This is a genomic window from Candidatus Darwinibacter acetoxidans, from assembly GCF_041936445.1.
Taxonomy (GTDB): Bacteria; Bacillota; Limnochordia; order Darwinibacteriales; family Darwinibacteriaceae; genus DTU010.
The window spans coordinates 40,545-52,021 of the sequence record NZ_JBHGXH010000323.1 but is presented as its reverse complement, the minus strand read 5'-3'; the positions used below and the strand labels follow the sequence as shown (position 1 = coordinate 52,021).

The window sequence follows — 11,477 nt, the reverse complement described above, 5'->3', positions numbered from 1 at the left end:
CTCCTAATCCACAATCCAATCTGGGGCCGCGCAGACCAGGGTCAAAGGCGAACCGCTGCGCACCGCGATCACATAGGCATCCTCCTGGACGGAAGAGGCGCGCTTGGGTGCCTTGGTCCAGATCACCTCAAAGGCCACGTTTTCTTCCTTGAGGAGCTCTTCCGCCTGTTCCAGGGGATAACCGATCAGAAATTCCCACTCTGCGAATTCCTGCTGCTTGCTCAAACCTCCATAATCTCCTTCTCTTTCGCCTTGAGAAGCTCATCGATCTGCTCAATGAAGCGGTCGGTGAGTTTTTGAATCTCCTCTTGGGCCCGCCGCAGTTCGTCTTCGGAAATGTCGCCGTCCTTTTCCAGCTTCTTGGCGGCCTCATTGAGGTCCCGCCGGATGTTGCGCACCGCGACCCGGTGATCCTCCGCATCCTTGCGCACCAGGCGAACCAGTTCCTTACGGCGCTCTTCGGTGAGCGGCGGAATGGCCAGACGGATCACGGAACCATCGTTGTTGGGAACCAGCCCCAGATCAGAGGTGAGGATAGCCTTCTCGATGTCTTTCATGGCGCTTTTATCCCACGGGGTGATCACCAGCATTCTCGGTTCGGGCACGGTGACGCTGGCCATCTGGTTCAGCGGTGTGGGCGTGCCGTAGTAGTTCACCACGATGCGGTCGAGAAGGGCTGGATTGGCGCGACCAGTGCGCACACTGGCAAAAGCCTTCTTGGTGCGGACAATGACCTCTTCCATCCTGGCTTTTCCTTGATCCAAAATCTCACCAATCATCTCATTCGCCTCCTACGTAAGTACCTATTCTTGATCCGCAGACAGCCTTAGCAATGCTGCCAGGTTCAGCGAAGTTGAACACGATCAGGGGGATGTTGTTGTCCATACAGAGGGAAGTGGCTGTGGTATCCATGACGCCCAGGCCTTGGTTGATCACTTCTAAGTAGCTGATGGTATCATAGCGCACCGCGGCTGGGTCGGTTCGGGGATCGGCGCTGTAGACGCCATCCACTCCCCTTTTGGCCATGAGGATCACCTCGGCCTCGATCTCCAGCGCCCGCAGGGCCGCGGTGGTATCGGTGGAAAAATAGGGATTGCCCGTGCCTGAGGCGAAGATGACGATGCGGCCCTTTTCCAGATGGCGGATGGCCCGGCGTCGAATATACGGTTCGGCCACTTGGCGCATTTCAATGGCCGTCTGCACCCTGGTCTGCACCCCCAACTGCTCCAGGGCATCCTGGAGGGCCAGGGCGTTGATCACGGTGGCCAGCATGCCCATGTAATCGGCGGTACTGCGGTCCATCCCCTTGGCGCTGCCTGTGGCACCCCGCCAGATGTTCCCGCCTCCCACCACGATGGCCATCTGCACGCCCAGGTTCATGACGCCGCTGATCTCCTGGGCAATGTAATTCACCACCTCGGGGTTAATGCCAAACCCCCCGCCGCCTAAGGCCTCTCCACTTAATTTCAACACCACTCGCCTGTACTTCGGCTTCATCACGGACACCACCCCTTAATAATTCTGCTCAAAGCGGAAGATCCCTCCAGCAAAAAAGGAGAACACCAGCGGTGTCCTCCTACTGCCCCATTTGAGCCTGGGCCATAACTTCTGCGGCGAAATCATCCTGACGTTTCTCCAAACCCTCGCCGCGTTCATAGCGCACGAAACGCCTGACCGCGATGTTTTCACCGATCTTGGCGATCTTTTCTTTGAGAAGGTCACCCACGGTCAGATCCGGGTCCTTCACAAAGGGCTGTTCCAGGAGGCAAACCTCTTGGATGAACTTCTCCAGGCGCCCTTCCACGATCTTGTCGATGATGTGTTCGGGCTTGCCTTCGTTTCTCGCGATCGCTCTGTAAATGGAACGCTCATGCTCCAGTACCGACTCGGGGATCTCATCTCGGGAAACATACTCGGGCTTGGATGCGGCAATGTGCATGGCGATGTCCTTGGCCAGCTGCGCAAATTCCTCGGTCTTGGCCACGAAGTCCGTCTCGCAGTTCACTTCCACCAAAACCCCGATGCGCCCGCCCATGTGTATGTAAGAGGTGACGAGACCTTCGGCGGCGATGCGCCCGGCTTTCTTGGCCGCTGCAGCTAAACCTTTTTCCCGCAGGTAGTCCACTGCGGCGTCCATATCTCCCTTAGTCTCCAGGAGCGCCTTTTTGCAGTCCATCATGCCGGCCCCAGTCTTTTCCCGCAGCTCCTTGACCATTGCTGCTGTGATTTCCGCCATATTAACCCTCCTTCTGATCGATTGAAAAGAGGGGTGAGAGTATTCCTCCCACCCTCTTCACCGCTTTTACTCTTCCTCGTCAAGCGTATCCACATTGTCGTCCTCGGCAGCTGGTGCAGAAGTCTTGTCAGCCTGCCCTTCAGCTGGGGACTCAGCGAAACTGATGCCTTCTTTTGCTTCCACCACCGCGCTGGCGATAATGGAGGTCAAAAGCTTCACAGCCCGGATGGCGTCGTCGTTGCCGGGAATCACATAGTCAATCTCATCGGGATCGCAGTTAGTATCTACAATAGCCACGATGGGAATACCCAGCTTGCGAGCTTCCGCTACGGCGATGCGTTCCTTGCGGGGATCGACCACAAACACTGCACCGGGCAGGGTCCTCATGCTGCGGATGCCCCCTAGAAAGCGGGTCAGGCGTTCCTTTTCTTTACGCAGCTGGGTAACTTCCTTCTTCGGCAGGACGTCAAACACGCCGTCTTCTTCCATCTTCTCGATCTCTTCCAGGCGTCCAATGCGCGAGGAAATGGTCTTGAAGTTGGTCAGCATGCCGCCCAACCAGCGCTGATTGACATAGAACATGCCGCAGCGCTCTGCCTCTTCCCGGATGGTTTCCTGGGCCTGCTTCTTCGTGCCTACGAAGAGCACCGACTTGCCCGCGGCCACCGTCTCCCGAATGAAGTTGTAAGCCTCTTCCACTTTCTTGACTGTCTTCTGCAGGTCAATGATGTAGATCCCGTTGCGTTCAGTGAAGATGTACTGAGCCATCTTCGGATTCCATCTGCGGGTCTGATGCCCAAAGTGAACGCCGGCCTCCAGCAGTTGCTTCATGGTTACTACGGCCAATTCGTCCACCTCCTTCCTTGTTTTTCCTCCGCCCTTTTCATCTGGGGGTAAGACCAAACGGCACCCTTACCGCCCATCCCAAGGCGTGTGTATTTGCACACCACTTGCTAATATAGCACACTTAACTGCTTTCAGCAAGGGGCTTCTCGCCTTTATTCAGCTCTAAAATGAGCTCCACCTCCCCCAGCCCCAAGCCCAGTTTTTTGGCAACTTCCGCCACATCTTTACCTTGGGCAGCCAGTTCCAGCACCGCCAGCACCTTGGGGGATTTGTGGGACTCGGGCAGGAAGCTCTTGACAATCTGATCCTGGAGCTGGAGCAGGATGCGTTGCTGCTCTTCGATTTCTGCCAAGATCGCCTGCTGCCTTTCCTCCAGCTGGTTGATGGCTTCCTCCACCATCATCTCCATCACGGAGTAATCTAGATTGGGGCGGGCAAAAAGCCCCGGGCGGATCAGGAAAAGGGCCAAGACCGCCACGATCATGCCCAGCGCAAAGACGAGGAAGAACTCCACAGCACCAACCCCCTAGGCCCGCACATCGATGCGCCTTCTGGTTTTGGGCCGCTGGCCAGGTTCCTCTTGCCCTTGCCTGCGCCTGCGCTCCTTGCGATCGCGGATGCGGTCTTTTTCCTTGTTTCGCTCCACCCGCCGCTCCCGGGCGGCAAACTCCTGGCTGACCTGGGGTGCCACCCGGCCCGCGGCACCTGTGGGGTCCCCCTCCCGGTGGACCTTGGGCACTTGATCTGAGCGGGAAACTAGGATTTGGAAATCAGGAAACCTAATGGACATGGTTGTTCCCTCCGCTCCTAACTGAGCCGACTGCGCAGTGTCATAATGGCCTTGGTGTGGATCTGGGATACCCTGGATTCGGACACCTGCAAAACGTGGCCGATCTCCTTTAAGGTCAGATCTTCTTGGTAGTAAAGGGCCAAGACCAGCTGCTCCCGTTCGGAGAGCTCCGCTACGGCCGCGGCCAGCTCTTTGACGCTTTCCCGTTCCACCAGGAGTTCATCGGGGAGCAGTCCTTGGTCCACCACTAAGTCTAGAATGCGCAGATTATCCCGGTTTTCATCGCCGGCCGCGGTCTCATCCAGGGAAAAGAGATTGGCCCCCTTCAGCTCCGAGAGGAGCCCGTAGTATTCGTCCAGACTCAACCCCAGGGCAGCCGCCACTTCGTCATCGGTGGGGGTGCGCCCCAGATCATTGGTGAGCTCGTAGATCTGGCTTTCCACCAGGCGGGCCTTGGAGCGGGTGCTGCGGGGCACCCAATCCAAGGAGCGCAGTCCATCGATGATCGCGCCCCGGATGCGGGTGGTGGCGTAGGTTTCGAACTTGGTGTTGCGCTCCGCATCGTATTTTTCCAAAGCATCCAGCAGGCCGAAAAAACCAAAGCTCTCCAAATCGCCCAGATCCACGTTGCTGGGCAGGTTCATGGCCAAACGGCCAGCCACATATTTCACCAAGGGTATGTATTCTTCAATGAGCTGTTCCCGCGCCGCGGGATCGTTGCCCGTTTTGTACCTGCGCCACAGCTCTTCCCTGCGCCTGTGCTCCTTCTCCCAAGACACATTCTTCACCCCATGGGGACGGAATTAACTGAGATCCTCCCGGGTAAGTTCCGCCAGCTCGATCTGGCGTTTGAACACAAACTGGATAATAGCCTTACGCATGGCTTCTGGGATATCCAAAAAGGCAAAGCCGTAATCCTGGCCCGTTTCCCCGGGGACAAAACGCACCACATAGGCCGTGGACACAATCTGCTCTGACCCGATCCGGAAGGAGATGCGCACCTCATCATCGATCTGGAAGGGATGGTCGCTGCGGAGCAGAAAGCCACCCCCGCTTAAATTGAGGATGAGCGCAGTCTGGGGTGGAAGCTCCTCACCGCCTTCCTGGAGGGGAACAACCACGGCGTCGAGATGCACGGGCACCCGCACGAACATGCGCTCCTGTGTTTTCTGCCACTCGCCTAAAAGGCGCAGCTGCAGCAGGGGGATGCTTGTCCGGAAGCGCTTTTCCACGATGGCCGTTGTGCTGAAGCGTCCCTCTTTGTCCGGGCCTGTCAGCTTGAACTCGATCTTCAGTTCGGTACCCAGGCGGATGGGGACAACGGCCCCCTTCTCCAGGGGGGCGCCCACAATCACCAAATCGTCGTAGGCATCTTCCACCCTGGTGCGGTAAATCCGCATCCCCGCCGGGCTATCCACATGTAGTTCTACCAGCTGATTTGGTACGACCTGCATAGCACTCCCTCACTAGATCTGTAAAAGCCCCGATACGCGTGCAAAGAAACCGCGAATGCCCAAAGGCTCGCTGGGGGCGTTCCCACCGGCCAAAACCCCGGCGATCCTCTTGATGGAGCGGCTGGCCCGGCAGTTGGGATAGGCAAGCAAAAAAGGATGCTGCTCCGCCACGGCCCGGGCCACCTGGGCCTCGGTGAGGATATGCCCCACGTAATCCACTTCCCACTGCACAAACTCCCGCAGGACGGAGTTGAGCCTGTCCGCCACCATGTCCGCCTCGCCGGGGCTTTTCGCCATATTGACCACCAAGCGCACGCTGGCTTGGGGTGCCCGCTGGTGAATAATCTTCAAGAGTCCGTAGGCATCCGTGATCGCGGTTGGTTCCGGGGTGGTCACCACCAGAATATCGGTGGCGGCCAGAACAAAGCTGGTCACCGTCCGGTGCACGCCAGCGCCCGTGTCCAGGATCACGAAATCGAAGTTCTGGTTGAGCTCTTCAAAGGAGGCGATGAAAGCCTCCAGACGCCATCCGTTGAGGTTGGCCAGCTCAGTGATGCCGGAACCCCCGGAGATGATCTTCAGGCCCAAGGGGCCTTCCATGATGATCTCCCCCAGGGTTTTCTGCCCGTACATGACATGTCCCAAGTTAAACCTGGGGGTAATACCCAGGACGATATCCACGTTGGCTAGGCCCAAATCTACGTCGATGAGCGCGACCCTGTAGTTCATCTGACACAGGGCCAGTGCCAAATTCACAGCAATATTCGTTTTCCCAACCCCGCCTTTGCCACTGGTCACAGCGATGATTCGAGAGCTGGGTTCCTTGTTCGCAACCAGTCTCCTCAGGTTCGCCGCTTGATCTCTCATTTTTACGTGTCCCCCAAAATAAGTTGGGCAATTCGCGCGCCATCCGCCACCTCGATATCTTCTGGAACCCCCTGCCCTGTGGTGACGAAGGCGATGGGCACCTGGGCCCGCTGGCAGGTGTGGAGCAGGACTCCATAGGCACTGGTCTCATCCAGTTTGGTGATGATCAGGCGATCAATCGGCAATTGGCCAAAAACCGATATGATCTCGTCCACGTCGCGGGCCTTGGTGGTGGCACTGATCACCAGGTGGATTTCCGCCTCCAGATCCTTAAAAAAGTGCTTCAGTTCGCCCATGTGCAGCTGGTTGTTCTGGCTGCGCCCCGCGGTATCGATGAGAACTAGGTCCCTGTCCTTGAGCTTAGCCAAACCCTCCTGCAGCTCCCTGGGGCTGTAGGCCACATGCAGGGGCAGGCCCATGATCTCCGCGTAGGTTTTCAGCTGCTCAACCGCGGCGATGCGGTAGGTATCCACCGTGATCAGACCCACCTTGCGCTGGGCAATCAGTGAGAAGTTAGCGGCCAGCTTGGCGATGGTGGTGGTCTTGCCCACGCCGGTGGGTCCGATCAAAGCCACAACCTTCTGCTCTCCCCCAAACTCCCACGGCTCCGCCGTTTGAATGCGCTGGGCCGTCACTTCCTGCAGGCGCTGCCACAGCTTGGCCTGTTCATTCCAGTCCTCCTTGGGCAGTCCCTTGAGCACTTCCTTCAGCAGCTGCACAGCCAAGTCCTTGGGCATATCCGCCCCGATCAGGCGGTTGCAGAGGCTCTGCACCGCTTGGGACCAGGCCGGGTCCGGCCGGGAGTCTTCTCCGCCCGGGGCCTGGGCCGCCCGGCTGCGTTCAGCCGAGTTGTTCTTGTTCTTGCCCTCCGCCCGGTAGTTGGGGTCAAAGGCCCCCAGCACTTCATAGCGTTTCGGCCCCATGCGCCCCCACAACCAGGCCCTTTTTTGGGCGGTATGCAGGATCACCGCATCGCGCCCGAATTCCTGGCGCAGATTCTCTACTGCTTCTTGTATCGTCTTTCCTGTGAATTTCTTAACCCTCATGGTATCAATTCACCGTCCCCACCGCATTCACCTGGACATCCGGGCTGATCTCGTTATAGGACAGGACAATAAGGCGCGGAATAGCCCGTTCCGTGAGCCGCTTCAGCGCCATCCTGATCTGGGGAGAAACCAAGATCAGCGGGTAGGGCATCAGGTGCTGTTCCAAGGCTTGTCCCAGTGCCCCGTACAGCTCCTGCAGGAGCCGGGGGTCGAGGGCCACCGCAAGTCCGCGGTCTGTATGCTCTATGGACTCGGCGATAGCCTCCTCCCAGCGGGAGCTCAAAGTGAGCACGGTCAGTACGCCATCTTCCTGGTACATCTGGCAGATCTGCCGTCCGAGAGCCTCCCGCACGAATTCAGTTAAGTAGTCCACATCCCGGGTGACCGGCGCCATATCCGCCAGGGTTTCCAAAATGGTGACCAAATTGCGGATGGGTACCCCCTCCCGCAGGAGGTTCTGCAGCACTTTCTGCACCTCGCCCACGGTGAGCAGATCCGGCACCAGCTCATCCACAACCGCGGAGTAGTTTTCCCGGGCACCATCCAGAAGCGACTTCACCTCCTGGCGGCCCAAAAGTTCATGGGCGTGGGTGCGGATGATCTCCGTGAGGTGGGTGGCCAAAACCGCAGGGGGATCCACCACGGTGTACCCAGCATACTCCGCACGCTCCCGGGTAGCAGCATCCACCCAGAGGGCTTTCAGCCCAAAGGCCGGCTCCGTGGTGGGGATGCCGCTCACCTGCTCCGTGACGCCTCCCGCATCCATGGCCAGATAGTGGTTAACCATTAGTTCTCCGCGGCCAACCTGGATCCCTTTAATCTTCACCACATACTCATCGGGGCTGAGCTGGAGATTATCCCGAATCCGGATCACCGGCACTAGAACACCCAGCTCGATCGCGCACTGCCGGCGGATCATGCTGATCCGATCCAAGAGGTCCCCGCCCTGGCCCTCATCCACCAGGGGAATCAAGCTGTAGCCGATCTCCATTTCAATGGGATCCACCTGGAGCAGGGAGACTACGCTTTCCGGCTTGCGGGCTTCCTCCAGGCGCTGCTGTTCCAAGACCGTTTCTTCTTCCTGCTCCTGCCCTTTTTCCGCCCTTCGCACCACCGCGGCCAGGGCGCCAAAGGAAGCGGCCAGGAACAGGAAGGGCACTTTAGGCAGGCCGCCCACAAGGCCGAAGAGGGCCACCACCACTGCTGCCGTGGTCAGAACTCGGTAGTGGGCAAAGAGCTGGGAGGTCAGGTCCGAGCCCAGGTTGTTTTCGGAGGCGCCCCTGGTGACCACAATGCCCGTGGCTGTGGAGATGAGCAGCGCGGGGATCTGGGTCACCAGTCCGTCCCCCACCGTTAGCAGAGCGTAGCGGCTGAGGGCACCGGAAAAGTCCATGCCCTTTTGCAGCATACCCACGGCCAAACCGCCCAGAAGATCGATGACCAGGATGACAATACCGGCAATGGCATCTCCCTTGATGAACTTGGCGGCACCATCCATGGCCCCGAAAAAATCCGCTTCCCGGGCGATCTGCTGGCGGCGCTGCCGGGCTTCGCCTTCGGTAATCAGCCCGGCGTTCAAGTCCGCGTCGATGCTCATCTGCTTGCCGGGCATGGCATCCAAGGTGAAGCGGGCGGCCACCTCAGCAACCCGCTCGGCACCTTTAGTAATCACGATGAACTGGACAACGACCAAAATGAAGAAGATGACGAAACCCACCACGTAGTTGCCGCCCACCACAAACTCGCCAAAGGCCAAGATGATGCGGCCGGGGTTGGCGGTAAGGAGAATCAAGCGTGTGGAAGAAACGCTCAAAGCCAAGCGGAACAGGGTGGTAATCAAGAGCAGCGAAGGAAACACGGATATCTCCAGCGCTTCCCGGATGTTCATGGAGATGAGCAAAATGAGCAGGGATAGGCTGATGTTCACAGCCAAAAGCAGGTCCAGCAGGACAGGGGGCAGCGGCAGGACCATCATGATCACGATTAGCACCACCGCCATGACCACAAAAAGGTCGCTGATCCGTCCCACGCTCTGGTTTAGTGAAAGCCCTGATTTGGCCATGTCCACCACCCTTTATCTTCAGCAGCTAAACCGACTTCTTACGCAAACGATAAACAAAGGCCAGAACCTCGGCGACGGCAGGATAGAGGTGCGCTGGAATCTCCTGCCCCACTTCGGTGGTCGCGTACAGTGCCCTGGCTAACTCCGGGTTCTGTATTGTAGTAATACGATGTTTCTGCGCTTCTTCCTTGATCCGCTGGGCAATTAAGCCCCGGCCCTTGGCCACCACCTGGGGAGCGTCCATCTGCCCCGGAGTGTACTTGATAGCCACCGCGTAGTGGGTGGGGTTGGTCACCACCACATCGGCGGTGGGTACCGCCTGCATCATCCTTTGGGCGGCGATCTGCCGCTGGCGCTGGCGGATCCTGGAGCGGACCAGGGGGTCGCCTTCCATCTGCTTGAACTCCTCTTTGATCTCCTCTTTAGACATGCGGATGCTGGTCTCAAACTCCCGGCGCTGCCACCAATAGTCCGCGGCCGCCACAACCATAAGCAGCAGCCCAACCTGCAGCCCCAAACGGTAGATTCCATCCACCACCAGGGCGATACCCTGCTCCAACTCGAACAGTCCCGCATGGCGCAGCCAGGTGATGTTCCCCGCGACCTGTTTGTAAACTAAATAGCCCACCAGGGCCACCTTCGCTGCTGACTTGAGAAACTCCACCAAGGCCCGTTTGGAAAAGATCCGCCGCAGGCCTTCCAGGGGGTTGATGCGGGAAAACTTGGGCTGGAGAACTTCGCTGGAGACCACAAAGCCCACCTGGATCACCTGGCTGAGCAGGGAGATGGCGAAAAAGGCCAAGAAGATTGGAGCCACCACCAGGCCGAACTTGGCGGCGCCCACCAAGAGCAGACTCCCCAGTCCCGGCAGATCCCCCTGCCACTGGTGCAAATTGGCCAGGAAGAACTGGACCGTCTCCCGCAGATGGCGCGCCACAAAGGGCCCCACCCCCCGAAGGAGGAGAAAGCCGGTTAAGACCAAAAACGCGGTGGATACTTCCGCGCTTTTGGCCACTTGGCCTTTTTTGCGCGCTTCTTCCCGGCGCCGGGGCGTTGCCGGTTCGGTTTTTTCGCCGGCGAAGAGCTGCAGATTGAACCGGTATTCTGCCACTTAACTCCCTCCTAGAGTAAGCAGCTCCTGCAGATAGCGAAGGAGAACTCCCTCGCTGCTGAACAGCTGAGTGATCAGGTGCACAGCCGCGGGCAGGGCCAGAAGCACCACCGCCATGCCCACCATGATCTTGATGGGAAAGCCCAGAACAAACACGTTGATCTGGGGCACCGCCCGGATGACAATGCCCAAGCCAATGTCGGTGAGCAGGAGCGTGGCCATCACCGGCAGGGCGATCTTCAGGCCGATGATGAAGATCTCCGCCGCTAGCTGCATAAACAGCGCAAAACTGGGCTCCAGGCGGAAAGCCGATCCCAAGGGCACCGCCGCGAAGGAATGCTGGACCGCCCGGATCAGCCACAGGTGGGCGTCTAGGGCGAAAAAGATCAGGACGGCCACCACATGGTAGAACTGGGAAAAAACAGGGATTTGTCCACCCAGGGCCGGATCAAAAACCGAAGCCATACCAAAGCCCAGGGGCACATCGACAAAATGGCCGGCAAAGCTCACGACGGCAAAAACCAAAACCACCGCCAAAGCCAAAACCAGCCCCACCACCACCTCCTGCAGGGCCAGGACGGCCAAAACAGGCCAGGAACCCAGATCCCACAGGGGATCAAGGGGCGGCAGCGCCACCAGGGCGCACAGGGCAGAGAGGCCCACCTTGACCATGACGGGCACATTGCGCATGCCAAACAAGGGCGCGGCGGCGAAAAATGTGGCCAGGCGGATAAAACTTAGGGAGAAGCGGACGAAATCAACTACGGAAATCAACTTCGCGGCCTCCCCCTACCTGATGAACGCTGGCAGTTCGCTCAGTAAGCGTTCGGCGAAGTCCACCAAACGCCGGATCATCCAAGGACCGAAAATGACGATGGAAACCAGTACGGCAATGATTTTGGGAATAAAGGTCAGGGTCTGCTCCTGGATCTGGGTGGTGGCTTGGAAAATGCTGACCAACAGCCCCACCAGCATACCGATGCCCAGGGCGGGTCCTGCCACCAGCAAAATGGTGAGGACAGCATCCCGGGCAATACTGACCACCATTTGATCGGTCATGCCATC

General features: G+C 58.5%; 15 protein-coding genes. All 15 read right to left on the bottom strand.

Annotated features, from left to right (window positions below):
• Window positions 1-3 precede the first annotated feature (3 nt).
• The 15 genes from ACE4YL_RS13950 to fliQ all read right to left on the bottom strand — a co-directional run bounded on the left by ACE4YL_RS13950 (window position 4) and on the right by fliQ (window position 11,471).
• Window positions 4-225, bottom strand: a complete 222-nt coding sequence (locus ACE4YL_RS13950; protein WP_461360300.1) for a hypothetical protein — start codon at window positions 223-225, stop codon at window positions 4-6.
• Window positions 222-779 carry a ribosome recycling factor gene (gene frr, locus ACE4YL_RS13945; RefSeq protein WP_461359404.1) on the bottom strand — a complete coding sequence of 186 codons (558 nt, stop codon included), beginning with the start codon at window positions 777-779 and terminating at the stop codon, window positions 222-224. The genes ACE4YL_RS13950 and frr overlap by 4 nt, the downstream gene beginning before the upstream one ends.
• 1 nt (window position 780) lies before the next feature.
• Complete coding sequence (gene pyrH, locus ACE4YL_RS13940) at window positions 781-1,500, bottom strand: UMP kinase (protein WP_461360299.1); 720 nt, start codon at window positions 1,498-1,500, stop codon at window positions 781-783.
• Between the two features lie 76 nt (window positions 1,501-1,576).
• Window positions 1,577-2,236 (bottom strand): translation elongation factor Ts, encoded by a 660-nt coding sequence (gene tsf / locus ACE4YL_RS13935; RefSeq protein WP_461359402.1) that lies wholly within the window; start codon window positions 2,234-2,236, stop codon window positions 1,577-1,579.
• A 66-nt stretch (window positions 2,237-2,302) separates the two neighbouring features.
• Entirely contained in the window at window positions 2,303-3,082 is a 780-nt protein-coding gene (rpsB, locus tag ACE4YL_RS13930; protein ID WP_461359401.1) for a 30S ribosomal protein S2, read from the bottom strand.
• A gap of 121 nt (window positions 3,083-3,203) precedes the next feature.
• Window positions 3,204-3,596: a DUF6115 domain-containing protein gene (locus ACE4YL_RS13925; RefSeq protein ID WP_461359400.1), complete on the bottom strand. Its 393-nt coding sequence runs from the start codon at window positions 3,594-3,596 to the stop codon at window positions 3,204-3,206.
• A gap of 12 nt (window positions 3,597-3,608) precedes the next feature.
• Complete coding sequence (locus ACE4YL_RS13920; RefSeq protein ID WP_461359399.1) at window positions 3,609-3,872, bottom strand: hypothetical protein; 264 nt, start codon at window positions 3,870-3,872, stop codon at window positions 3,609-3,611.
• 17 nt (window positions 3,873-3,889) lie between these two features.
• Complete coding sequence (locus ACE4YL_RS13915; protein WP_461365204.1) at window positions 3,890-4,651, bottom strand: FliA/WhiG family RNA polymerase sigma factor; 762 nt, start codon at window positions 4,649-4,651, stop codon at window positions 3,890-3,892.
• Window positions 4,652-4,675: 24 nt separating this feature from the next.
• Complete coding sequence (locus ACE4YL_RS13910; protein ID WP_461359397.1) at window positions 4,676-5,326, bottom strand: flagellar brake protein; 651 nt, start codon at window positions 5,324-5,326, stop codon at window positions 4,676-4,678.
• A 12-nt stretch (window positions 5,327-5,338) separates the two neighbouring features.
• The gene (locus tag ACE4YL_RS13905; RefSeq protein WP_461359396.1) at window positions 5,339-6,193 is read right to left on the bottom strand and encodes a MinD/ParA family protein; all 855 of its coding nucleotides are present in this window, start codon (window positions 6,191-6,193) and stop codon (window positions 5,339-5,341) included.
• Window positions 6,194-6,195: 2 nt separating this feature from the next.
• Window positions 6,196-7,239, bottom strand: coding sequence for a flagellar biosynthesis protein FlhF (gene flhF / locus ACE4YL_RS13900; protein ID WP_461359395.1), 1,044 nt, complete (start codon window positions 7,237-7,239; stop codon window positions 6,196-6,198).
• A gap of 4 nt (window positions 7,240-7,243) precedes the next feature.
• The gene (flhA, locus tag ACE4YL_RS13895; RefSeq protein ID WP_461369723.1) at window positions 7,244-9,301 is read right to left on the bottom strand and encodes a flagellar biosynthesis protein FlhA; all 2,058 of its coding nucleotides are present in this window, start codon (window positions 9,299-9,301) and stop codon (window positions 7,244-7,246) included.
• Between the two features lie 25 nt (window positions 9,302-9,326).
• A complete protein-coding gene (flhB, locus tag ACE4YL_RS13890; protein ID WP_461358220.1) occupies window positions 9,327-10,412 on the bottom strand; it encodes a flagellar biosynthesis protein FlhB in 1,086 nt (361 codons plus the stop codon).
• Window positions 10,413-11,186, bottom strand: coding sequence for a flagellar biosynthetic protein FliR (gene fliR / locus ACE4YL_RS13885; RefSeq protein WP_461358221.1), 774 nt, complete (start codon window positions 11,184-11,186; stop codon window positions 10,413-10,415). It abuts the gene before it with no gap.
• A gap of 15 nt (window positions 11,187-11,201) precedes the next feature.
• Complete coding sequence (gene fliQ, locus ACE4YL_RS13880; protein ID WP_461358222.1) at window positions 11,202-11,471, bottom strand: flagellar biosynthesis protein FliQ; 270 nt, start codon at window positions 11,469-11,471, stop codon at window positions 11,202-11,204.
• Between the last annotated feature and the right edge of the window lie 6 nt (window positions 11,472-11,477).